The sequence below is a fragment of the Nocardia sp. NPDC059236 genome (assembly GCF_042754085.1).
Taxonomy (GTDB): Bacteria; Actinomycetota; Actinomycetes; order Mycobacteriales; family Mycobacteriaceae; genus Nocardia.
This window is the reverse complement of record NZ_JBHZAF010000020.1, coordinates 120,177-142,172: the sequence shown is the minus strand read 5'-3', so window position 1 is coordinate 142,172 and position 21,996 is coordinate 120,177. Positions and strand designations below refer to the sequence as shown.

Annotated in this window: 18 protein-coding genes and 1 riboswitch; of the genes, 10 read left to right on the top strand and 8 right to left on the bottom strand. The window is 67.6% G+C overall.

Going from position 1 to position 21,996, the window contains the following annotated elements:
• Nucleotides 1-49 precede the first annotated feature (49 nt).
• Complete coding sequence (locus ACFXIV_RS37740; RefSeq protein WP_379401303.1) at nt 50-865, top strand: exodeoxyribonuclease III; 816 nt, start codon at nt 50-52, stop codon at nt 863-865.
• On the opposite strand, the gene ACFXIV_RS37735 is transcribed toward ACFXIV_RS37740, so the two are convergent.
• Nucleotides 862-1,500 (bottom strand): hypothetical protein, encoded by a 639-nt coding sequence (locus tag ACFXIV_RS37735; protein WP_379401302.1) that lies wholly within the window; start codon nt 1,498-1,500, stop codon nt 862-864. The genes ACFXIV_RS37740 and ACFXIV_RS37735 overlap by 4 nt on opposite strands.
• 499 nt (nt 1,501-1,999) lie before the next feature.
• On the opposite strand from ACFXIV_RS37735, the gene ACFXIV_RS37730 reads away from it, so the two are divergent.
• Complete coding sequence (locus tag ACFXIV_RS37730) at nt 2,000-2,209, top strand: hypothetical protein (RefSeq protein ID WP_379401301.1); 210 nt, start codon at nt 2,000-2,002, stop codon at nt 2,207-2,209.
• Between the two features lie 50 nt (nt 2,210-2,259).
• On the opposite strand, the gene ACFXIV_RS37725 is transcribed toward ACFXIV_RS37730, so the two are convergent.
• Together ACFXIV_RS37725 and ACFXIV_RS37720 are read right to left on the bottom strand one after the other, a co-directional pair.
• Nucleotides 2,260-4,086 (bottom strand): acyl-CoA dehydrogenase, encoded by a 1,827-nt coding sequence (locus tag ACFXIV_RS37725; protein WP_379401300.1) that lies wholly within the window; start codon nt 4,084-4,086, stop codon nt 2,260-2,262.
• Nucleotides 4,087-4,424: 338 nt separating this feature from the next.
• Nucleotides 4,425-6,344 (bottom strand): acyl-CoA dehydrogenase family protein, encoded by a 1,920-nt coding sequence (locus tag ACFXIV_RS37720; RefSeq protein WP_379401299.1) that lies wholly within the window; start codon nt 6,342-6,344, stop codon nt 4,425-4,427.
• 155 nt (nt 6,345-6,499) lie between these two features.
• Between ACFXIV_RS37720 and ACFXIV_RS37715 the strand changes: the two genes are divergently transcribed.
• The 4 genes from ACFXIV_RS37715 (at nt 6,500) to ACFXIV_RS37700 (ending at nt 12,095) form a co-directional block, all read left to right on the top strand.
• Nucleotides 6,500-7,126 (top strand): TetR family transcriptional regulator, encoded by a 627-nt coding sequence (locus ACFXIV_RS37715; protein ID WP_354843547.1) that lies wholly within the window; start codon nt 6,500-6,502, stop codon nt 7,124-7,126.
• A 69-nt stretch (nt 7,127-7,195) separates the two neighbouring features.
• Nucleotides 7,196-8,401 carry a homogentisate 1,2-dioxygenase gene (locus ACFXIV_RS37710; RefSeq protein ID WP_379401298.1) on the top strand — a complete coding sequence of 402 codons (1,206 nt, stop codon included), beginning with the start codon at nt 7,196-7,198 and terminating at the stop codon, nt 8,399-8,401.
• Nucleotides 8,402-8,456: 55 nt separating this feature from the next.
• Nucleotides 8,457-9,635 (top strand): fumarylacetoacetase, encoded by a 1,179-nt coding sequence (gene fahA, locus ACFXIV_RS37705; protein ID WP_379401297.1) that lies wholly within the window; start codon nt 8,457-8,459, stop codon nt 9,633-9,635.
• Nucleotides 9,636-9,737: 102 nt separating this feature from the next.
• Nucleotides 9,738-12,095, top strand: a complete 2,358-nt coding sequence (locus tag ACFXIV_RS37700; RefSeq protein WP_379401296.1) for an MMPL family transporter — start codon at nt 9,738-9,740, stop codon at nt 12,093-12,095.
• Nucleotides 12,096-12,205: 110 nt separating this feature from the next.
• On the opposite strand, the gene ACFXIV_RS37695 is transcribed toward ACFXIV_RS37700, so the two are convergent.
• Nucleotides 12,206-12,880 (bottom strand): TetR/AcrR family transcriptional regulator, encoded by a 675-nt coding sequence (locus ACFXIV_RS37695; RefSeq protein ID WP_379401295.1) that lies wholly within the window; start codon nt 12,878-12,880, stop codon nt 12,206-12,208.
• Nucleotides 12,881-12,979: 99 nt separating this feature from the next.
• Here ACFXIV_RS37695 and ACFXIV_RS37690 point away from each other — a divergent pair, with 99 nt between their 5' ends.
• Together ACFXIV_RS37690 and thiC are read left to right on the top strand one after the other, a co-directional pair.
• Entirely contained in the window at nt 12,980-14,368 is a 1,389-nt protein-coding gene (locus ACFXIV_RS37690) for a lipase family protein (protein WP_379401294.1), read from the top strand.
• A 119-nt stretch (nt 14,369-14,487) separates the two neighbouring features.
• A riboswitch (TPP riboswitch) is annotated at nt 14,488-14,598 on the top strand.
• Complete coding sequence (gene thiC, locus ACFXIV_RS37685) at nt 14,592-16,253, top strand: phosphomethylpyrimidine synthase ThiC (RefSeq protein ID WP_379401293.1); 1,662 nt, start codon at nt 14,592-14,594, stop codon at nt 16,251-16,253. It overlaps the preceding riboswitch by 7 nt.
• Before the next feature lie 90 nt (nt 16,254-16,343).
• On the opposite strand, the gene ACFXIV_RS37680 is transcribed toward thiC, so the two are convergent.
• Both ACFXIV_RS37680 and ACFXIV_RS37675 read right to left on the bottom strand, forming a co-directional pair.
• Complete coding sequence (locus ACFXIV_RS37680; RefSeq protein ID WP_354843524.1) at nt 16,344-16,748, bottom strand: VOC family protein; 405 nt, start codon at nt 16,746-16,748, stop codon at nt 16,344-16,346.
• Nucleotides 16,749-16,854: 106 nt separating this feature from the next.
• Nucleotides 16,855-17,505, bottom strand: coding sequence for a TetR/AcrR family transcriptional regulator (locus ACFXIV_RS37675; protein WP_379401292.1), 651 nt, complete (start codon nt 17,503-17,505; stop codon nt 16,855-16,857).
• 87 nt (nt 17,506-17,592) lie between these two features.
• Here ACFXIV_RS37675 and ACFXIV_RS37670 point away from each other — a divergent pair, with 87 nt between their 5' ends.
• Both ACFXIV_RS37670 and ACFXIV_RS37665 read left to right on the top strand, forming a co-directional pair.
• Complete coding sequence (locus ACFXIV_RS37670) at nt 17,593-18,729, top strand: epoxide hydrolase family protein (protein ID WP_379401291.1); 1,137 nt, start codon at nt 17,593-17,595, stop codon at nt 18,727-18,729.
• A gap of 156 nt (nt 18,730-18,885) precedes the next feature.
• A complete protein-coding gene (locus tag ACFXIV_RS37665) occupies nt 18,886-19,512 on the top strand; it encodes an NAD(P)-dependent oxidoreductase (RefSeq protein ID WP_379401290.1) in 627 nt (208 codons plus the stop codon).
• Between the two features lie 16 nt (nt 19,513-19,528).
• Here the strand turns inward: ACFXIV_RS37665 and ACFXIV_RS37660 are convergent, their stop codons facing one another.
• Nucleotides 19,529-19,681 carry a hypothetical protein gene (locus ACFXIV_RS37660; protein ID WP_364619771.1) on the bottom strand — a complete coding sequence of 51 codons (153 nt, stop codon included), beginning with the start codon at nt 19,679-19,681 and terminating at the stop codon, nt 19,529-19,531.
• 165 nt (nt 19,682-19,846) lie between these two features.
• On the bottom strand, nt 19,847-21,871 hold the full coding sequence (locus ACFXIV_RS37655) for a glycosyltransferase family 39 protein (RefSeq protein ID WP_379401289.1): 2,025 nt from the start codon (nt 21,869-21,871) through the stop codon (nt 19,847-19,849).
• Nucleotides 21,872-21,996 lie beyond the last annotated feature (125 nt).

Genomic DNA, 21,996 nt, shown 5'->3' with positions numbered 1-21,996 from the left:
GCGTGCCACTCGCTTTCGCAAGACACTAGTTCTGAAAGGTTCACCACTCGTGCGCATCGCTACCTGGAACGTGAATTCGATTCGTACCCGGCAGGATCGGGTGCTGGCGTGGCTGGACCGCGCCGATATCGACGTGCTGGCCATGCAGGAAACCAAGTGCAAGGACGAGCAGTTCCCGTTCGAGGCCTTCGAGGCGGCCGGGTACGAGGTCGCGCACGCGGGCTACAGCCAGTGGAACGGCGTGGCCATCGCCTCCCGGGTCGGGATCGAGGATGTCGAGATCGGCTTCCCGGATCAGCCCGGATTCGACAAGGACGCCGGGGAATCGCTGCTCAGCGCGCCGGTGGTGGAGGCCCGCGCGATCAGCGCGACCTGCGGCGGGGTGCGGGTGTGGAGCCTGTACGTGCCCAATGGCCGCGCCCTGGACGATCCGCACTACACCTACAAGCTGGAATGGCTTGCCGCCCTGCGCAGTGCGGGCAGCAAGTGGCTGTCGGAGGATCCGGACGCGCAGATCGCGCTGGTGGGTGACTGGAATATCGCGCCGACCGATCTGGATGTGTGGTCGCCGGAATTCTTCGAGGGCAAGACGCATGTGTCCGAGCGGGAACGCGACGCCTTCGACGCCTTCGGCGAGGTGGGCTTCAGCGACGTGATGCGGCCCTTCCACCCGGGCCCGGGCGTCTACACCTACTGGGACTACACGCAGCTGCGCTTCCCCCGGAAAGAGGGCATGCGCATCGATTTCATCCTCGGCTCCCCCGCCCTGTCGGCCCGGGTCACCGAGGCGAACGTGGACCGCGAGGAGCGAAAGGGCAAGGGCGCCAGCGACCATGCGCCCGTGGTGGCCGAACTCGCCGACTAGACGGACCGGCTCTTGATGGCGTCGCGGGAGATGAAGACGTCGTAGCTGCCCGCAGCCGCGATGACCGCGTTGCCGTAGGCCGAGCGCACGAAAGGCCTTGTGTACCAGGACTGATTCTTCATGTCCTGGAAGAAGTCGGCGTCGCTGCCATTGAGGAAGATCTGATTCTGCTTGGTGGCGATGCCGTCCAGCCGCTGGCCGTAGAGCCGGGTCACCTTGTACCCGGAGTTGAAGCCGAGCGCGTTCACCCACGGTTCGAGTTCCACGATATTGGCCTGCAGTACCCACAGGTCGCCCTCGACCTGATAGGTCTGGTGCTGGTCGCCGTGGTCCTTGTCGCCGTAGAGAGTCAGTTCCACGTTCATCAAGTGCTCTTGCCCCGCAACAGGTTTAGCCTCGATGTGCGCCGCCTTCACCTCCCCGGTGAGCCCGAGAAACGTCTGCAGCAGCGTGGTGATCCACAGGATCACGACCGCGACGAGCACCAGCCCGGCCGCACCCGCGCCCCGGCCGGCCAGCGCCCGCCACCCCACCTTGCGCGCTTTCAGCACAGCCGTGACGAGCAATCCGATCGCCGCGATGCCGAGTACCAGCAGCAGCATCTGGATCCAGCCGAAGGTAACCGGGAAGACCATGCCGTAGTTGTACCCGCTGGGGACGACACTTCACGGCGCCGTCACACATCGAATGTGCGTGTCACATCGGCGAGTCGCGCCTCGCCGACAAGACACACAGGAACTCGCTCGGGGGCCGGGTGGATCGGGGAGTCTGCGGGCTGATCCACCCGGCCGTCGAGCAACTTTCCGCGCACGGTGCACCACCCGGGTTTGATGAAGTGTGGGCACCGCGTTCCGGGACCGTCCGGCGACGGCCCCGACATGGTGATCCGGACCGGGGGTGCGGCGAGATAACCACTCCCGAGCCCCGCCACGTTCCCCACTCCGGTCACCCGTACCGGACGGTAATGCAATCTGGTGCTGGAGCGGCCCAGATACCACGCCGATGGCACGAATCGAGAGTGCTCGAGGCACGGAAAGTCACAGTTATCTTCAAAGTAGCTACACGTTCGAATATCTCGTGCAGAATGCCGGTCAAAACCCGGCCCCGGCCGGTGGCGGACCTCGGAGGGGCGAGATGAACAATCCGACAGGCTCGAGTGCGCACCAGGTACTCGACGAGATCCTCACGCGCTACGGCAGCCTCGACGCCTTCAGCGCCCACCTACACGCCGTGCTGGACGCACCGACCATCGTGCTCCCCAACCCCGTGGTCACTCCCGCCGCCGGCGGACGGCACCGACGTCGAGACCCCGCCGACCGAGGACCGGCGAGCCGGGTGGCGTGAAGCAAACCGGCCCCGCACCGAACAGGTGCGGGGCCGGGGATGCGCGTGGGTCAGAAAGCGGCTTCGTCCAGCTTCATGATGTCGTTGTCGATGTTCTCGACGACCGAGCGCACGCCGCTGATGAGCGGCAGCTTGTTCTTCGCGAACCAGGACGCCACGCCGACCTTGCCGGTGTAGAAGTTCTTGTCCTTGTCGGCCGCACCGGCGTCCAGCGCCGCCTGGGCGATGGCGGCCTGCTCCAGCAGTCGCCAGGAGATGACGAGATCGCCCACGGCGTACAGGAATCGGACCGAACCCAGACCGACCTTGTAGATCTCGTCGATCTGCTGCTGCGCGGCCATCAGGTAGCCGGTGAGGGTGGCCGCCATGGCCTGCACGTCGGCCAGCGCCGCGCCGAGCAGCCCGCGCTCGATCTTGAACTGGTCCGGGCCGGCGTCGATGAACTGCTGCATCAGGCCCGCGACATGCGCGAGCGCCACGCCCTTGTCGCGAATGATCTTGCGGAAGAAGAAGTCCTGCGCCTGGATGGCGGTGGTGCCCTCGTACAGCGAGTCGATCTTGCAGTCGCGGATGTACTGCTCGATCGGGTAGTCCTGCAGGTAGCCGGAACCACCCAGGGTCTGCAGCGATTCGGTCAGGCTCTCGTACGCCCGGTCCGAACCGCAGCCCTTGACGATCGGCAGCAGCAGGTCGTTGACCTTCTCCGCCAGCTCGGCGTCCACCCCGTAATTGGCCTGCGCCACATCGGCGTTCTGGTACGAGGCGCAGTACATGTACAGCCCGCGCAGACCCTCGGCGTACGCCTTCTGGGTGGCCAGCGAACGACGCACGTCCGGGTGGTGGGTGATGGTGACGCGCGGTGCGCTCTTGTCGGCCATCTGGGTCAGATCCGCGCCCTGCACGCGCTGCTTGGCGTACTCCAGGGCGTTCAGGTACCCGGTGGACAGCGCGCCGGTGGCCTTGGTGCCCACCATCATTCGCGCGTTCTCGATGACCTTGAACATCTGCGCGATGCCATTGTGCTTGTCACCGACCAGGTAGCCGACGGCCGGAAGGTCGCCGCCGAAGGTGATCTCACAGGTGGGCGAGGACTTGATGCCCATCTTGTGCTCGACGCCGGTGACCAGCGCGCCGTTCTTGGCGCCGAGTTCCATGGTCTCGGTGTCGAACAGGAAGCGCGGCACCACGAACAGCGACAGGCCCTTGGTGCCCGGGCCGGCGCCCTCGGGGCGGGCCAGCACCAGGTGGAAGATGTTGTCGGCGGTGTCGCCCACATCGCCACCGGAGATGAAGCGCTTCACGCCCTCGATGTGCCAGGTGCCGTCGGCCTGCTGGATCGCCTTGGTGCGGCCCATGCCGACATCGGAGCCGGCGTCCGGCTCGGTGAGCACCATGGTGCCGCCCCAGCGGTTCTCCCACGCGTGGGTGGCCCACTTCTGCTGCTGCTCGGTGCCCTCGTCGAAGAGCACCTTGTGCATGAGCGGACCCATGTTGAAGAACGAGGCCGAGTTGTTCGCGGCGACCAGCATTTCCTGGATGCCCCAGATGAGGGCGTTGGGGGCGGGCACGCCACCCATCTCCTCGGCCATGCCCAGACCGGAGTACCCGGCCTCGTTGACCGCGGCCACGGTCTTCTTCAGCGATTCCGGCACGGTGATGGTGTGCTGGTCCGGAATGAACTCGACCGGGTTGCGATCGGCCTCGACGAACGATTCCGCGATCGGTCCCTCCGCCAGGCGCCTCGCCTCGGCGAGCATTTCCCGCGCGGTGTCGGCGTCCAGGTCGCCGTAGGCGCCCTGGTCCAGCAGTTCCCCGATACCCAATACTTCGAACAAGTTGAACTCGATGTCTCGTAGGTTCGCCTTGTAGTGGGACACGGAAGGGCCTCCTCGGCTGAGTCTGAACTGGTGGAGCGATGTCGAAGATCTGGTCGAGCGTCTCGAAGATCAAGGCGAGGTTGCCGTACGCCTGTCCTGTTACGCAAGCGTAGGTACGCCTCTTTACCCGGAAAGCCCCGTTCGACCGGGAAGAATCCCAAAAAGTTAACCCCGCCGTTATGCGCTGGACCGGGACCCGCGGGCATACAGCCCCTTGGCCTGCTGCGGAGTGACGGTCGCGGGATTCGTGGGAACCCAGGCTCGCATGTGCTCCTCGAGCAGACGGCCGGCGAATGTGGCATTTGCGGCCCGGGCCGGCCGGGCCGCGGGGGACAACGTCAGGGATTCATTTCGTAGACCCCGGCCAGGGCTTCGACCTGCGCCGATACGCGGTCGAAGCGGGCGGGGCCGGCGATCGGGCGGCGGACCAGATCCAGGGCCCGGATCTGCTGGGCCTTGGTGGCGGTCGGTTTGGTGTGCAGGGTCAGGGCGTGCTCGGAGAACTCGCGGACGAAGAGGTCGAAGAGTTGGTCGAGCACCGACTCGTCGGCGCCGGCGATCTCGGCCTGTTCGAGGATGAGCTGGGCGTACGGGAGCGTGGTGAACAGCTCGCCGAGGGCGAAGAGGAAGTCGACGTCCTGCTGCTGTGCGGCGGTCGGGGTGGCGGCCGCGAGCAAGGTTTGGAAGGCGAGGGCCTGTTCCAGGAAGACCGCGACATTCGGGATGTGGGCGAACTTCTCGAAGACCGGTCGCCAGTCGGTGAAGCGGATCTTGCCGAGGCCGCTGCTCGGGCCCTGGCGGAACAGGAATTCGTCGTCGGCGGCGTCGCGGCGGGTGGGCACGGGAGCGTGTGCAGCCCGGGCGAATTCGCCCTTCAGCGCGGGCACCGCCTTGGCGGCCGGGCCGCTGGCACGACGGCTGGTCCAGCTCAGCGCGCCGGACACCGCGCGCACCGCGCCCTTGGGCGCGACGCCCGCGCCCGGCAGGTAGCGCAGCGCGGCGAGTCCGGCGTCGGCGGGGTGGAACATGAAGTTGGGCATGAACTTCAGCGACAGGGCCATGTTCACGTGGACGGTGCCCTCGAGCCGTGGCAGGCCGAACATGCCGACCATGGCCATCGGGAAGTACATGTCGTTCTCGAAGCCGCGCGCCGCGATGACGTCGGCGAGGTCCTCGTACAGCCGCTGGCCGTGCCGGGTGACCGACATCTTCTCGATGGCGTTGAAAAGCAGGTAGCGCCGGTCGTTCTCATTGGCCGAGCGCAGGTAGTCGATGGCCCGCTCGCTGTAGAGCTTCATGCCGATCAGGCGGGCGTAGCTGTCCGCCAACAGCGATCTCACCTGCGGGAACTCGGTCACCCGGTGCCCGAACAGGATTCGGTTGTACGCGTGGCCGACCGCCTCGAACATGGCGTGCTCACACGCGCCGACCGCACCGAAACCGAGATTGAACTTGCCGACATTGACGGTGTTCATGGCGGCGTCGAAGGCCGCGCGCCCGGTGTGCAGGATGTCGGATTCGGCGACCGGGTACCGGTCGAGATCGAAAGCGGCGACGTACATCTGGGAGTCGACGACATTCTTGCGCAGCTTGTAGTTCTTGTGCCGGGAGTCGGCGGCGAAGAACAGATAGCCCGAGTACTCCTCGTCGGTCATCTTCCGCAGGAAGTCCGAGGAGTCGATGATCGGCTTGTCGGCGCGGCGGCCGAAGACCGACACCATGCCCGCGAGATTGCCGTTGCCGATGTAGTGCTTGCTTCCGGTGGCGGTGTAGCCGCCGCCCGGTTTCGGTTCCAGCACCATGTCGGTGGAGTAGATGTCGGCGCCGTGCTCCTTCTCGGAGAGGCCGAAGGCGAAGATCTCGCCGGATTCCAGCAGCGCGGCGGCGCGGGCCTTGGCCTCGGCATTGGCGCTCTGCCAGATCGGGCCGAGGCCGAGGATGGTGACCTGCCACACGTACCAGTACTGCATGCCGTAGAAGCCGAGGATCTTGCTCATCATGGCGATACGCGCGGTGTCCCAGCGCTTGTTCGGGTCGCCGCCCGCCTGCGCCGCCGGGGTCAGGAAGGTCGCGAAGATCCGTTCGCGCTTGATGAAGTCCAGGAAATCCGCGTACCAGACCCGGTCCCGGCTCTCGGCCAGCAGCCTGGCCTTGCCGAAGGTCTCGAAGTAGTCGACGGTGGCGCGCAGCAGCCGCCTGGTCTCGGCGTCGAATTCGGCGAATTCGCAGGTCTTCGGATTGAACAGGGTCTGACTCATCGGGATTCGTCTCCTCCGGCCGGGGGCGTCCACGGCTCCTCCGGGTGGTTTCCTTCGTGAATGTAGCATTTTTGTGCACTACCGTAGGAAACGATCTTGTTACCGGCTCGGACCAGCGGGTCCCCACCCCGCGCGCACTGCTATCGTCGGTGCGCATGGGCATCGATTCGGCGATACGACCACGCCAGCGCGCGCGGCATCTGGGTCCCGAACGGCGTCGCCCGCAGGTCCTCGACACCGCCCTCGAGATCGCCGTCGCCGACGGCATCGCGGCGGTGACCATCGCCGCCGTGGCCGACCGCATGAAGGTCACCCGCCCGGTCGTCTACGCCTGCTTCGCCGATCGGGTGGAGCTCCTCGAAGCGCTCATCCGCCGCGAGGAGGACTACCTGGTGCAGGGCGTCATGGACACGCTGCCGCGCCGCCGGGTCGAAGCCGACGAGGCGGTCTTCGTGGAGGGCTTCCGCGCCCTGCTGCACACGGTGTCCCAGCGGCCCGACACCTGGCGCCTGCTGTACGGCAATCCCGATCCGGCCGTGGCGGATTCGTTCGGCAAGGGCCGGCTGCTGGCCGTGGAGCGCTGCACCCGGCGGTTGCGCCCGACCCTGAAGGCCTGGGGCACCGCGCAGGCCGAACGCAAGCTGCCGGCCCTGGTCGAGCTGTGGGTCTCGGCCGGCGAGGGTGCGGTGCGCACCCTGCTCACCGATCCGGGCGAGTGGACCCCCGACACACTGGGCGAGTTCGTCGGCGCGGCGGTGTATCGGGCCCTGCGCCACGCTTGAGAATCCGGGGTCCTGCCGTTATCCGGTGGCTACGATGGGAAAGGGACCATCGGTCATCGGGAGGCCGCCATGACGTTCTATCGGCAGGTTGGTTCGGTGCCGCCCAAGCGGCACACGCAGCATCGGGACGAGCGGGGCACGCTCTATTACGAAGAGCTGATGGGCGAAGAGGGCTTCTCCGGTGATTCCTCGCTGCTCTATCACCGGGGATTGCCTCCGGCCATTGTGGATTCGTCGGTGTGGATACTGCCCGAGCAGCGGCTGTACCCGAATCATCCACTGCGGCACCGGCATCTGAAGCTGCACGAACTGTTCCTGGGCGACAAGCCGGCCGACAGCGATGTGGTGACCGGGCGGCGGCTGCTGCTGGGCAATGCCGATGTGCGCATCTCCTACGTGGCGGCGCTGCGGGAATCGGCGCTGTACCGCAATGCCGTCGGCGACGAACTCGCCTACATCGAATCCGGTTCGGGGCGGGTGGAAACCGTCTTCGGGGCGCTGCCGGTACGGCAGGGGCATCAGGTGCTGCTGCCGCGCGCCACCACGCATCGCTGGATTCCCGACGGCCCGGAACCCTTGCGCGCCTATGTCATCGAGGGCGCCGGCCACATCACCCCGCCCAAGCGGTATCTCTCGAAATACGGCCAGTTCCTGGAGAACTCGCCCTACTGCGAGCGGGATCTGCATGGGCCTGCAGAGTTGATGCAGACCGACGGCGAGAACGTGGAGGTGCTGGTCAAGCACCGTCCCGCCGGTGAGATCGTCGGCACCAGCATGGTGTACGCCAGCCACCCCTTCGACGTGGTGGGCTGGGACGGCTGCCTGTACCCGTTCACCTTCGATATCGCCGACTTCGAACCGATCACCGGCCGCGTGCATCAGCCGCCGCCGGTGCATCAGGCCTTCGAGGGGCAGAACTTCGTGATCTGCAATTTCGTGCCGCGCAAGGTGGACTACCACCCGCTCTCGATACCGGTCCCCTACTACCACTCGAATGTGGACTCCGACGAGATCCTCTTCTACTGCGGCGGAAACTACGAGGCGCGCAAGGGATCCGGGATCGGGCAGGGCTCGGTGTCGGTGCATCCGGGCGGATACGCGCACGGGCCGCAGCCGGGGGCCTACGAGCGCAGCATCGGCATCGATTTCTTCGACGAGCTGGCGGTCATGGTGGACACCTTCCACCCGTTGCAGCTGGGTGAGGGCGCGCTGGCGTGTGAGGACGCGCGGTATGCCTGGACCTGGTCGGGGCGAGGGCCGTCCGAGTGGATCTGAGTCCGAGTGGTGCGACGGTGCAGGGGTTGGTGACATGGGATCGGGTGGTGGGGAAATGAGCAGCCGGGTGCGGATCGAGGTGCCCGCGGGTTCCGGATTCGGTCCGGAACACCTGCCGTACTGTGTGTTCCGCCCGCTGGGCGGGGACCCGCGGGTGGGGGCGCGGCTGGGCGATTCGATCATCGATCTGGCGGTGGCGCTGGATGATCCGATGTTCGCGCAGCCCAGCCTGAACGCCTTCATGACCCAGGGCCCGCAGTGCTGGCGGGAGGTGCGCGAGCGGGTGCGCGCGGCGGCCGACGCGGAACTGCCCGCGCCGGCGGTGCATTCGGTGCGGGCGGTGCGGCTGGACCTGCCGGTGGAGATCGGCGACTACGTCGACTTCTACGCCAGCCTCGATCACGCCACCGCCATGGGCCGGATGCTGCGGCCGGCCGGTGAACCGCTGCTGCCGAATTGGCGGCACCTGCCGGTGGGGTATCACGGGCGCGCGGGCACCGTGGTGGTGTCGGGCACGGATGTCGTCCGGCCGCACGGACAGCGCCGGGCCGATTCCGGCACACCGGATTTCGGGCCGAGCCGCCGCCTCGATATCGAGGCCGAACTGGGCTTCGTGGTGGGCGCGGGCTCGCGGCTCGGTACGCCCATCGGGACCGGCGAGTTCGCCGAGCACGTCTTCGGGGTGGCGCTGGTGAACGACTGGTCGGCCCGGGATATCCAGGCCTGGGAGGGGCAACCGCTGGGCCCGTTCCTCGGCAAGTCCTTCGCGACCAGCCTGTCGGCGTTCGTGACTCCGCTCGACGCGTTGGCCGCCGCGCGGATTCCGCTGCCGCCGCAGCATCCGGAGCCGCTGCCGTATCTGCGGGACGACACGTCCTGGGGACTGGACATCACGCTGACCGTCGAGTGGAACGGCCAAGTGATCTCCACTCCCCCGTTCCGGCGCATGTACTGGTCGGGGCCGCAGATGCTCGCGCATCTGACGGTCAACGGCGCGTCGACCCGCACCGGCGACCTGTTCGCCTCCGGCACCATCTCGGGAGCCGATCGTGGCGAGCGTGGGTCGCTGATGGAAATGAGCTGGGGCGGTACCGAACCGATCGAGTTGAACGGGGTCCAGCGGACCTTCCTGCAGGACGGCGACGAGGTGGTCATCACGGCCACCGCACCCGCCATCGGGGGCGGTCACCTGGAGCTGGGTGAGGTGCGCGGGCGCATCACGAAAGCCGAGTGATAGCTAATCTGCATCACCATGAACATCATCACTGACCCTACCGACCGGTAAGTCAGGAACGTTACCGTTCCGAAGGTCTGAAGACTTCGGAGGGTGGCGTCAATGTTGACCAGTTCTGCCCGGTTCGCCATGGCACGCCCGCGCGCGGTCCTGGTGGCCGCACTCCTGTTGATGCTCGTGTGCGGTGCCTTCGGAGCCACCGTGAAATCCCACATGGTCGGCGGCGGCTATCTCACCGACTCGCTGGAGTCGGTGCGCGCCAATGACTTCATCACGAAGAACTTCCCCGGCGGTAATCCCAACCTCATCGTCATGGTCAGCGGTGACGGGGGCGTCAACAGCCCACAGGTGCGCGGCGAGGCGCAGCGCGTCACCGACGAGCTGAGCCAGGACCCGACGGTGACCGGCGTGCAGTCGTATTGGACCAGCCTCGCCGCCCGGCCCGACCTGGCCGCCGCGCTGAAGAGCAAGGACGGGCAGCGCGGGCTCATCATGGCCACGGTCACCGGCACCGACACCGAGGTGCAGAACCGGGCCGCCGAGCTGTCGAACCAGCTCAATGGGGACAACGACGGGGTGCAGGTCCGGGTCGGCGGCATGGCCGGTTCCTTCGCCGATATCAATCACCAGGTCGAGAAGGACCTGCTGCTGGCGGAGGCCATCGCGGTGCCGGTATCGGCGCTGCTGCTGGTGCTGGTGTTCGGCAGCGTGGTCGCGGCGCTGCTGCCGGTCGGCGTGGGACTGTTCGCGATCGCCGCGACGCTGGGCATTCTGCGCGGGCTGACCACGGTCATGGATGTCTCCATTTTCGCGCTGAACATGACCAGCGCGCTGGGGCTGGCCCTGGCCATCGACTACAGCCTGTTCATTGTCAGCCGGTACCGCGAGGAGCTGGCCAATGGCCGCGATACCCGGGCGGCCATTCTGCGTTCGGTGCAGACCGCGGGCCGCACCGTGGTGTTCTCCGGCTTGACCGTCGCCCTGGCCCTGGCGGCGCTGGCGGTGTTCCCGCAGCCGTTCTTCAAATCCTTCGCCTACGCCGGTGTCGCCGTCGTCGCCGCGGCCGTGGGCGCGTCGGTGCTGTTGCTGCCCGCCGCGCTGGTGCTGCTCGGCGATCGCGTGAACGCCTGGGATCTGCGGAAACCGGTGCGCCGCCGGCTGGGTCGCGGCGCGCCCGCGCCCAAGCCGGTGGAGACCACCTTCTGGTACCGGCTGGTGACCGCGGTCATGCGGCGGGCACTGCCGGTCGCGGTGATCGCGGCGGCGGTGTTGCTGGCCCTCGGATCCCCTTTCCTGAAGGCACATTTCGGCACCCCGGACGATCGGGTGATCGGCACCTTCGCGTCCAGCCGTCAGGTGGGTGACGCGCTGCGGCAGGACTTCAATGCCGACATGGCCTCCAGCACGGTGATCGTGCTGCCCGGATTCCACGGCGGCGCAGCGGAAATCGGCGCGTATGCCAAGAGCCTGTCGGAGGTGCCGGGCGTCGCGGCGGTGCTGTCCAGCGAGGGCGTCTACCTGGCGTCGCCGTCCGCCGAGGGCGTTCCGCCGACCGGCAAGCGGGTGGCGACCGGTATCCCGCAGATGGCCGGCCCGAACGGGACCTATCTTTCGGTCGGCACGAAGGTCGCGCCCTACTCCGCCGCGGGCAAATTGCAGCTCGCGGATCTGCGGGCGGTCCCGGCTCCCGGCGAGGTGCGGTACGGCGGCGCGGCGGCCCTGAACGAGGACACCATGGACTCGGTCATCAGCCGGATCCCCTTGGCGGCCGCGCTCATCGCCGTCATCACCCTGATCCTGCTGTTCCTGTTCACCGGCAGCGTGGTGCTCCCGGTGAAGGCACTGCTGTTGAACATGCTGTCGCTGACCGCCACCTTCGGCGCCATGATCTGGGTCTTCGCGCAGGGCCACCTGTCCGGTCTGCTGGGGTTCACCCCGACCGGCAGCATCGACCTGTTCATGCCGATCCTCATGTTCTGCCTGGCCTTCGGCATGTCGATGGACTACGAGGTCTTCCTGCTGTCCCGGATTCGCGAGGAGTGGCTGGCCTCGGATCGCGGCCGGGCGGCCAATACCCGCTCGGTGGCCCTCGGGGTGGCCCGCACCGGCCGGATCTTCACCGCCGCAGCGGGTTTGATGGCGGTGGTGCTGCTGGCCGTGGCCACCTCCGAGGTCGCGCCCATGAAGTTGTTCGGCATCGGCCTGGCGCTGGCCGTGGTCTCCGACGCCACCATCATTCGCGGCCTGCTGGCCCCGGCTCTCATGCGCCTGATGTCCACCGGCAACTGGTGGGCGCCGAAACCGCTTGCGGCGCTGCACAAGCGGATCGGGCTGGAGGAGGAGTCAGCCGCGGCGGTAGCCGAGGGCGACCACGCCGGCGGCGAGCAGCACCAGGACGCCGAGACCGACGCCCATGCTGTCGGCGAAGGCGACCGGGTGGGCGCCGTCTCCGGCGTGTGAGGCCATAACGGCGCCGATCACCGCGACGCCGCTGGCGGCGCCGAATTCCCGTGCGGCGAGATCATGCTCGCCGCCGCCCGCGCGACTGAGCGCCCCGGTCGGAGGTTCGCTCAGCGGGCGGCGGTCCGGCCCGCGTCGACCACCGCCACGAAGTGGTTCAGATCGGCGACGAGGGTGTCCACGGAATCCGGTGCGCCGCCGTCGTCGTGGTGGTGCAGCCAGTCGGCGACCAGTTCGAACATGCCGCCGATGGTGGCGAGGGCCAGCGCCAGCAGGTGCGGGTCGTCGCGCGGATCGGCCTGCAGCCATTGGTGTTCCAGGAATTCGGCGGACCAGCGGCGGTTGGATCGGCGCATGGCTTCGACGGTGGGTGAGATGCCGCCGGCTTCGCCGAAGGTGACCTTGGCCAGGCGGGGGTCGTCGGCGATGGCGTGGACGAAGGCGGCCAGGACGGTGGCGCGGCGGGTGGCCCAGTCCGCGTCGGCGGTTTCGACGGCCACCTCGGCCACCCGTTGCTGGATGCCCGTGGTGATCTGTTCCAGCAGGGCGGTGTAGCAGGCTTCCTTGCTGTCGAAGTGGTCGTAGAAGCCCTTGGTGCCGACGTAGGCGTGCTGACAGATCTGTTCGATGGAGGTGCCCGAATAGCTCTGCCGGGCAAAGAGTTCGGTGGCGGCGGCGAGCAGCTGACGGCGGCGCTGGGCGCTGCGCTCGTCGGCGTCGAGGCCGCGGATGCGACGCCGTACGGGGGTCCGGTCGGTCGGCGCGGCAGATTTGCTGCGGGACATGCCTAGACGATAGCCAAGCTCATTTCAGAAAGACATCTTGTTGGTAACTGGATGCCGTGCTGTAATCGCTGTCACGTCGATGCGGAAGGGAACAGAGACGTGGCAATCACTGGGGATCGCGGGCGTGGGAGGCGGCTGCTCGCGGCCCTCACGACGGCACTGACGACCGCCTCGGCCGTACTACTGGGGGGAGTCACCGCGGGAACGGTTGCCGCGCAACCACTCCCGGTGAACATCGACCCGTTCTATCGAGCGCCCGACGGGTTCGAATCCACCGATCCCGGCACGATCCTGCGCAGCCGCGAGGTGCAGCTGGCGGTGCTCACCGTGCTGCCGGTGCACGTGCGATCGTGGCAACTGCTGTACCGCACCACCGACCTGTTCGGGCAGCCGACGGTCGCGGCCACCACGGTGGCGATTCCGGAGGGGGCCAACACTTCTCACAGTCGGCCGCTGGTCTCGCATCAGTTCTTCTACGACAGCACCTCGCCCGCGTGCGCGCCGTCCTACGTGCTGCAGCAGGGCGGCGGGCTACCCGCACTGGAGGGTGTGCACTCCACGGTCGAGTACCTGGAGCTCGCGGCCTCCATCAGCCAGGGGTACGCCATCAATGTGCCCGACTACGAGGGCCCGAACGGGCATCTCGCGGTCGCGAAGGAACCGGGATATCTGGTTCTCGACAGCGTGCGCGCCGCCGAAAGCTTCCAGCCGCTGGGCCTGGGCGGCGCGAAGACGCCGGTGGCCCTGTGGGGTTACTCCGGTGGCGGCATGGGCAGCGGCTGGGCCGCGGAGATGCAGCCGGGCTATGCGCCGGAGCTGAACCTCGAGGGCATCGCGCTCGGCGCGCCGGTTTCGGATGTCGAATCCCTGTTGCACGTCAACGGTTCGATGTTCGCCAGCCTCATCGGCGTGGGTATCGCCTCGCTGCGCAACGCGTATCCCAAGTTCGCCGAGACCACCGAGAAGTACCTGACACCCGAGGGCCGCGCGGTCATGGATCGCACCGCGAACCAGTGCCTGGTGCGCAATGTGCTGAACCTGATGTTCACCGACTATCAGCGCATGCTGACCATCCCGATCGCCGACTACCTGGCGCTGCCGGAGATCAAGGAGGTCTTCGATTCGACTGTGCTGGGCAGTAATCCGCCGACCGCGCCAACCATGGTCTATCAGGGCGTCTACGACGAGGCCGTGCCGTGGTACACCAACGACCGCATGGTCCAGCGGTGGTGCGACGGGGGTGCTTCCGTCTATTACAAGCGCGACCACCTCAGCGAGCACCTGACCCTGACCACCCTCGGCATGGCCGACGCCTTCAACTGGATCAAGTCCCGCCTCGCCCCCGGCGCGGCCGACCCGTCCGGCTGCCGTACCGACGATGTGATCACCATGCTCGGCAGCCTCGACGCCCTCACCACCCAGACCGAGATCGAGCTGAACGCCGCGTTCGGCGCACTGGGCTGGCCCATCGGCCCGCAGGAGCGCTGAGACTCGCCTACCCGCTGAACCGCACCCGGCCGATCCATCCCCCGAGCAGACCGAATCGTATATTCCGCGGTCTCGGAGCGTGCGTGCCGTGGAGCGCGGTATGGTCGCTGCGGAAAAGTACGTATGCCAACGGGGGCTCGCACCAGCGGGCTGAGAGGACGGCTAGCGGGCCGTCGACCGTATGAACCTGACCGGGTAATGCCGGCGTAGGGAGGATTCACCCATGTCATCGAGTCGCGTCCCGAGCAACTCCGCGCCCGTCGACACCGTGACAACCGGTCCCATCGAGGGCAGCGTCAAGCACTACGAACAGGTCGAGGCCGACGGCACGACGCTGCGGGTTCCGGTGCGGCGCATCAATCTCACCAATGGCGAGCACTTCGACGTGTACGACACTTCCGGTCCGTACACCGACGACACCGCCACCATCGATCTCGAGGCGGGGCTGCCCAAGCTCCGCGACACCTGGGACAAGCCGCAGGTCGACGGCCCGCCGACCCAGCTGGCCTGGGCCCGCCAGGGCATCATCACCAACGAGATGCGCTACATCGCGGCGCGCGAGGGCGTCGCGCCCGAGCTGGTGCGCGACGAGGTGGCCGCCGGTCGCGCGGTGATCCCGGCCAACCACCGCCACCCCGAGTCCGAGCCGATGATCATCGGCAAGAAGTTCGCGGTCAAGATCAATGCGAACATCGGCAATTCGGCCGTGAGCTCCTCCATCGCCGAGGAGGTGGAGAAGATGGTGTGGGCCACCCGCTGGGGCGCCGACACCATCATGGATCTGTCCACCGGCAAGAACATTCACGAGACCCGTGAGTGGATTCTGCGCAACTCCCCCGTCCCGGTCGGCACCGTGCCGATCTACCAGGCGCTCGAGAAGGTGAACGGCGATCCCACCAAGCTCACCTGGGAGATCTACCGCGACACCGTGATCGAGCAGGCCGAGCAGGGCGTCGACTACATGACGGTGCACGCCGGCGTGCTGCTGCGCTACGTGCCGCTGACCGCCAAGCGGGTCACCGGCATCGTGTCGCGCGGCGGTTCCATCATGGCGGCGTGGTGCCTGGCGCATCACCAGGAATCGTTCCTGTACACCAACTTCGCCGAGCTGTGCGAGATCCTGGCCAAATACGACATCACCTTCTCGCTGGGTGACGGTCTGCGCCCGGGCTCCATCGCGGACGCCAATGACGAGGCCCAGTTCGCCGAGCTGCGCACCCTGGGCGAGCTCACCAAGATCGCGAAATCCTATGGCGTGCAGGTGATGATCGAGGGCCCGGGCCACGTGCCCATGCACAAGATCGTCGAGAACGTGAAGCTGGAGGAGGAGCTCTGCGAGGAGGCCCCCTTCTACACGCTCGGTCCGCTGGCCACCGATATCGCGCCGGCCTACGACCACATCACCTCGGCCATCGGCGCGGCCATCATCGCGCAGGCGGGCACCGCCATGCTCTGCTACGTGACGCCCAAGGAGCACCTGGGCCTGCCCAACCGGGACGACGTGAAGGTCGGCGTGATCACCTACAAGATCGCCGCCCACTCCGCTGACCTGGCCAAGCAGCACCCGCGCGCCCAGGACCGCGACAACGCACTGTCCAAGGCGCGCTTCGAGTTCCGCTGGACCGACCAGTTCAACCTCTCGCTGGACCCCGACACCGCCCGCGAGTACCACGACGAGACCCTCCCGGCCGAGCCCGCCAAGACCGCGCACTTCTGCTCCATGTGCGGTCCGAAGTTCTGCTCCATGCGCATCTCGCAGGACGTGCGCGACTACGCCGAGAAGCAGGGCCTCACCGATATCGCCGCCATCGAAGCGGGCATGGCGGAGAAGTCCGCCGAGTTCGCCTCCACCGGCAACCAGGTGTACCTGCCGGTCGTGTCCTAGGACCGCATCCGGTAGCCGGCGAATCCGATTCGGGGCGGGCGGCTTTCGAGCCGCTCGCCTCGAATCGTGTTCCGGCCCGGCGTCGTTGCCTCAGGCCCTGCTCGAGATCTGCTGGACGGCCCAGCTGTTGCCGTCCGGATCGTCGAAGAAGATGAACCCGCTGTTGTCCAGCGGGTCGCCCGCCGACGGCGGCCCCGGCAGTACCTGGATGTCGCTCACCTCGACTCCGCGCTCGACCAGTTCAGCGTGGGCACGCTTCAGATCCGGCACCACCAGCTGCAGCCCTTTGAGATATCCCGGCTCCATCTTCGGCACCACACCCTCGCCGATGACGATCGAACAGCCCGAGCCCGGCGGGGTGAGCTGACAGATCCGCGTCCCCTCCGCGGGCCGGACATCGTGGTCCACATGGAACCCGAGCTTGGTGCTGTAGAAATCCTTGGCGCGGTCCACGTCCGACACGGGGACGATGACCACTTCGAGGGTCCAGTTCATGACAGTTCCTTCCGATTCGAGTGCTCTTGCGGAAGTCGGAGCCGAGCCGCGGAATTCATCATGGTTCGGGAACGAATGCCGGCACGCCCGCGGCGAACGCTACCGTTCACTGGTCACGACGCTGCCAGCGTTGGGCGAATTCGCCCGGAACCGGTGGCGGGCCGGGCAAGTCGCCGGTGGCGGTGAGGCCGTCGATCAGCAGGGCCAGGACCCGGCGGCGCAGCTGGGCGGTGCGCTCGGGATCGGGCAGTGCGATCGTCGCGCAGGCTTCGAGGATCAGGCCGAAGTCGGCGACGGTGACCCCGGGCCGCAGCCGCCCCGACTCCCCGGCCCGGCGCAGGAGTTCGTCATTGAGTTCGGCCGAGCGCTGGACGTCCGGGAGGATCGATTCGTCCGGGGTGAAGGTGCCGGCCAGATGCACGGTCAGCGAGTGCACATCGGCGTCGACCACGCGGTGCAGGAAGTCGACCAGTGCCGCCCATCCGTCGGAATTCTCCAGGGCCGCTTCGGCTTCCGCGTTGTAGCGGCGCAATCCGTCGTAGCAGAGGGTGCGCAGCAGCTCCTCCTTGCTCGGATAGCGGCGATACAGCGCGCTGATGCCCACCCCCGCGCGCTCGGCGACGGCCGAGATCGGCGCCTTGGGTTCGGCCAGGAACACGTCCCGCGCGGCGGCCAGGATGAGTTCGTCATTGCGCGCGGCCTGCGCCTTGCGGCCGGGTAGGGCGCGCTGAGCTGCGGGTTCGGCTGTCTTCGGCATGAATCCGAGCTTACCACTTGAACGGAATGATCCGTTCCGTTATGGTTTGAACAGAACGAAGCATTCCGTTCCATTAAGGAGAGAATGATGAACGCCATCCGCCCCTTCCGCATCGACGTCCCCCAGGCCAGGCTGGACGATCTGGCCGAGCGGCTGCGCAGGGCACTGTGGCCGAACGAGCTGCCGGGCGTGGGCGACGCGTACGGCGTCCCGAACGCACGCATTCGCGAGCTCGCGCAGTACTGGCTGGAGGAGTTCGACTGGCGGGCACTGGAATCCGAGCTGAACGCCTACCCCCAGTTCACCACCGAGATCGAGGGTGAGGACATCCACTTCCTGCACGTGCGGTCCGCGCGAGAGGATGCCACCCCGGTGATCCTCACCCACGGCTGGCCGGGCTCGATCCTCGAGTACGTGGATCTCATCGCGCCGCTCACCGCACCCGAGGACACGGACGCTCCGGCCTTCCACGTGGTCATCCCGTCGCTGCCGGGCTACGGATTCTCCGGCCCGACCCGCTCCACCGGCTGGAACCGCTACCGCACCGCCCGCGCCTGGGTGGAGCTCATGGACCGGCTCGGCTACACCCGGTTCGGTGCGATCGGCAATGACGCCGGCTCGATGATCGCGCCGGAAATGGGCCGGATCGCGCCGGATCGCGTGCTGGGAGTCCATGTGACGCAGCTGTTCTCGTTCCCGTCGGGCGACCCGGCCGAGATGGCCGGCCTGTCCGAGGAGGACATGGCCGCACTGGCGCACCTGCAGTGGTTCTACGACAACAAGTTCGCGTTCAATACGCTGTCGAGCCAGCAGCCGCACACCCTGGCCTTCGCGTTGTCGGATTCGCCGCTGGGGCTGCTGGGCTGGAACTCGCAGCTCTTCCCCGAGAGCCTCGACGCGGAATTCGTGATCGGCAATATGGCCATCTACTGGCTGACCGGCACCGCCGGATCGTCCATCCGCTTCTACTACGAGGACGCCCACGCCACCGAGCAGCCCACCGGACCGACCACCGTCCCCACCGCGCTGGCCATGTTCGCCGGCGATTTCCAGTCCATCCGCCCCTTCGCCGAACGCGATCACAAGAACATCGTGAGCTGGCACGCCTACGACGTGAACTCGGGCTCGACCAGCGCCAATGATGCGGCGGGACACTACGCCGCACACGAGGCGACCGACGTGCTGGTGGCGGATATTCGCGAATTCTTCGCCGGGCTACGCTGATTCGCCCGGTTCTGCCCGAAGGCCGGCCTGGTTCAATCCCACGGGCCGGCCTGGATCCTCCCGCATGTTCGCGAGACGCGCGGCGATGGTTCCCGGAGGCTCTCGCTGATGTACTGAATTCATCATCGCAACAACGAATTACACGAGGTGAGAGCCATGAAGGTCGCCATTTTCGGAGCCACCGGAACCGTCGGTCGCCACGTCGTCGCCCGGGCCCTCGCGGCCGGGCATCAGGTCACCGCGCTGACCCGCGATGCCGCCAACCTGACCGCCGCAACCCACGAGCGACTGCGCGTCGAGGTCGGCGATGTGCTGGACCCGGCCGCGGTGGAGCGCACCGTGATCGGGCAGGACGCGGTGATCGTCACCCTCGGCGCGGGCCGCAAGGGCGTGGTGCGCGCCGAGGGCACCCGCCACATCATCGAGGCCATGGCTCGGACGGGGGTGAAGCGGCTGATCTGCCAGTCCTCGCTGGGTGTCGGCGACAGCCGCGGCAATCTGAACTTCGTCTGGAAGTACGTGATGTTCGGCATGCTGCTGCGGCAGCCCTATGCCGATCACGTGCGGCAGGAGGAGTACGTGCTGGCCAGTGATCTGGACTGGACCATCGTGCGGCCCAGCGCCTTCACCGACGGACCGGCCACCGGGAACTACCGCCGGGATTTCCCGGCCACGGAAACCGGTCTGTCGCTGAAGATCTCACGCGCGGACATCGCCGAGTTCCTCGTCGAACAGCTCACCGACGGCACCTACGTCCGCCGCACCCCTGGCATCTCGAACTGACCCGGTGCGCCGCTGATCAGAAACCGAAAACCTCTGCCATGGAGATGGATTCGTCGTCCCAGCGCCGTTCTATGGCCGCGCGCTCGGCATCCGGGAGGTACGGATCCCATCCGGCCCTGCGCCAGAAGGCTTCTCGATGCTCATCGCTGAGGGGATGCGGCGTGCTCATGGCGAATTCCCTGGATCATGACGACCGTCACATCGATTCTAACGACGAGGTAGATCACTTGCGGCCGAGTTGCACACCGACTTGTGTGCGACGGAAAGAACCGAGCGCTCGTCCCCCATCGGGTACGAGCGCTCAGTCCTGTTGTGGCGGTGGCAAGCCCGCCGGTTATGTGGTCTTCGGCGAGGTCAGGTCGTAGAGGGTGATGCCGTCCACCTCCTGCGAGTTGAAGTGCTCCTTCACCCACGCCGTGATCTGCGAGCTCTGGCTCTGGTTGCCGCCGTTGCCGCCGCGGTCGCCGCCCATCTGATTGCCGCTGATGAAGTAGTGGATCCGGCCGACCTGCACGTACTCCTGGAACTGGGACAGTGTCGGCGAGGGGTCGCTGCCATTGAAGCCACCGATCGGCATGACCGGCAGCTGGGTCGCCAGCTGGAATCCGGCCGCCGAGTTGGAGCTGACCGTCGCCGCCACCCAGGTGTACTCGGAGCCGTCGGCCTTCAGCAGCGCGGTGACCTTGTCACTCGGGTTGCTCGCCATCATCATGTTGCCCGCGCCGCCGCCGAATCCGCCGTGCTGACCGCCACCCGGCTGCCCGCCGGGCATGCCATTGCCGGGTCCCGCATTGCCACCCGGTCCACCGTTGCCGGTGCGGCCGTTCGGCATACCGTGGTCGCCGCCGCGCGGACCGCCCGGACCCCAGCCGCCGCGCACCGCGGGTCCGGCCGAGGGCATCGGCCCCTGGTGTGCGGTGGCGATGCCGTCCACGGCGTAGGCGGTGGGACCGGCCAGACCGACCAGCACCGCGGCCGCCGCGACGGCCAGACCGGCCTTGCGGGGCAGGCGAATCAGCAGCAGGACGGTGGCGACAATGCCGCCCACCAGGACCACCCAGCGCAGCCACGGCACGAAGGACGTGCTGCGGGACAGGATGATCCACGCCGTCGCCGTGGTCAGGCCCATCGCCAGAACGGCGGCCAGGCGCACCCACAGCCGATCGCGGTGCTGCCAGGCGAGCACCGAGCCCGCGCCGAGCAGCGCGGCCACGGCCGGGGCCAGCGCCACCGTGTAGTACGGGTGGAAGATGCCCTTCATGAGGCTGAACACCAGTCCGGTGCCCACCAGCCAGCCGCCGAACAGGATCAGCGTGGCGCGCTGGGGATCGGTGCGGGTCAGCTTGCCGCGCAGGGCGATTCCCGCCACCAGCAGTACCAGGGCGGCCGGGATGAGCCAGGCGATCTGACCGGCCTGCGCCGGTTCGAACAGCCGCCCGATGCCGGGCGTGCCCCACATGCCGCCACCGCCGCTCGGCAGCTGGTCGCCGCCGCCGAAACCGCCGACACTGCCGCGCTCATTGCCGTCGAGACGGCCCAGGCCGTTGTAGCCGAGGGTGAGTTCGATGATCGAATTGTGCTGCGAGCCGCCGAAGTACGGGCGATCCGAGGCCGGCCACAGCTCGGCCAGCAGCACCCACCAGCCGGCGCCCGCCACCATGGCCGCGGCCGCGCCGAACAGCTGCGCGATGCGCTTGCCCAGCTCGGGCGGGCCCGCGATCAGGTAGGTCAGCGCCAACGCGGGCACCACCAGCAGCACCTGCAGCTGCTTGGCGAGGAAGCCGAGTCCGATGAACGCGCCGGTGAGCAGCACCCAGCGCCAGCGGCCGTCGGCGACCGCGCGGGTCATGGCCCAGGCCGCGGCCAGCATGAGGAACACCAGCATGGCGTCCGGGTTGTTGAACCGGAACATCACGGCGGCAATGGGAGTCAGCGCCAGCACCAGGCCGGCCAGCAGTCCGGCGCTCGCGCCGAAGGTGCGGCGCACGATGGCCCACAGCAGCGCCACCGAGGCCACGCCGAGCAGGGCCTGCGGCAGCAGCATGCTCCAGCTGTGCAGGCCGAAGATCCGCACCGAGATCTCCATGGGCCACAACGACAGTGGCGTCTTGTCCACGGTGATGGAGTTGGCCGCGTCGGAGGAGCCGAAGAACATGGCCTTCCACGACACCGAACCCGCCTGCACGGCGGCCGCGTAGAAGGAGTTCGCCCAGCCGTTGGCCGACAGGTTCCAGAGGTAGGCGATGGCGGTGCCGATCAGCAGGGCCGCCAGCGCCAGGTACTCCCGGCGGCCGGTGCGGGCCGCGGGCGGCTCGGCCGGGGCTGGAGCGAGCCGGGGCTCGGTCAGAGTCGCGGTCAACGGTCGCCTCCTCGGTCAGCTCGATCGGTGGGGGTGTCGGACGGGGTGGTCCAGTACGGCAGGTCGCCGTGTTCGGGATGGCACCGGCCGGGGAAGTCCACTCGCACCAGCCGGAAGCCATCGGT

What these genes read in the sequence shown, in the direction of transcription:
- ACFXIV_RS37735 (WP_379401302.1), bottom strand. Translation starts at nt 1,500, where the DNA reads ATGGTCTTCCCGGTTACCTTCGGCTGGATCCAGATGCTGCTGCTGGTA.
- ACFXIV_RS37730 (WP_379401301.1), top strand. Translation starts at nt 2,000, where the DNA reads ATGAACAATCCGACAGGCTCGAGTGCGCACCAGGTACTCGACGAGATC.
- ACFXIV_RS37720 (WP_379401299.1), bottom strand. Translation starts at nt 6,344, where the DNA reads ATGAGTCAGACCCTGTTCAATCCGAAGACCTGCGAATTCGCCGAATTC.
- ACFXIV_RS37715 (WP_354843547.1), top strand. Translation starts at nt 6,500, where the DNA reads ATGGGCATCGATTCGGCGATACGACCACGCCAGCGCGCGCGGCATCTG.
- ACFXIV_RS37710 (WP_379401298.1), top strand. Translation starts at nt 7,196, where the DNA reads ATGACGTTCTATCGGCAGGTTGGTTCGGTGCCGCCCAAGCGGCACACG.
- fahA (WP_379401297.1), top strand. Translation starts at nt 8,457, where the DNA reads ATGAGCAGCCGGGTGCGGATCGAGGTGCCCGCGGGTTCCGGATTCGGT.
- ACFXIV_RS37700 (WP_379401296.1), top strand. Translation starts at nt 9,738, where the DNA reads ATGTTGACCAGTTCTGCCCGGTTCGCCATGGCACGCCCGCGCGCGGTC.
- ACFXIV_RS37695 (WP_379401295.1), bottom strand. Translation starts at nt 12,880, where the DNA reads ATGTCCCGCAGCAAATCTGCCGCGCCGACCGACCGGACCCCCGTACGG.
- thiC (WP_379401293.1), top strand. Translation starts at nt 14,592, where the DNA reads ATGTCATCGAGTCGCGTCCCGAGCAACTCCGCGCCCGTCGACACCGTG.
- ACFXIV_RS37680 (WP_354843524.1), bottom strand. Translation starts at nt 16,748, where the DNA reads ATGAACTGGACCCTCGAAGTGGTCATCGTCCCCGTGTCGGACGTGGAC.
- ACFXIV_RS37675 (WP_379401292.1), bottom strand. Translation starts at nt 17,505, where the DNA reads ATGCCGAAGACAGCCGAACCCGCAGCTCAGCGCGCCCTACCCGGCCGC.
- ACFXIV_RS37670 (WP_379401291.1), top strand. Translation starts at nt 17,593, where the DNA reads ATGAACGCCATCCGCCCCTTCCGCATCGACGTCCCCCAGGCCAGGCTG.
- ACFXIV_RS37665 (WP_379401290.1), top strand. Translation starts at nt 18,886, where the DNA reads ATGAAGGTCGCCATTTTCGGAGCCACCGGAACCGTCGGTCGCCACGTC.
- ACFXIV_RS37660 (WP_364619771.1), bottom strand. Translation starts at nt 19,681, where the DNA reads ATGAGCACGCCGCATCCCCTCAGCGATGAGCATCGAGAAGCCTTCTGG.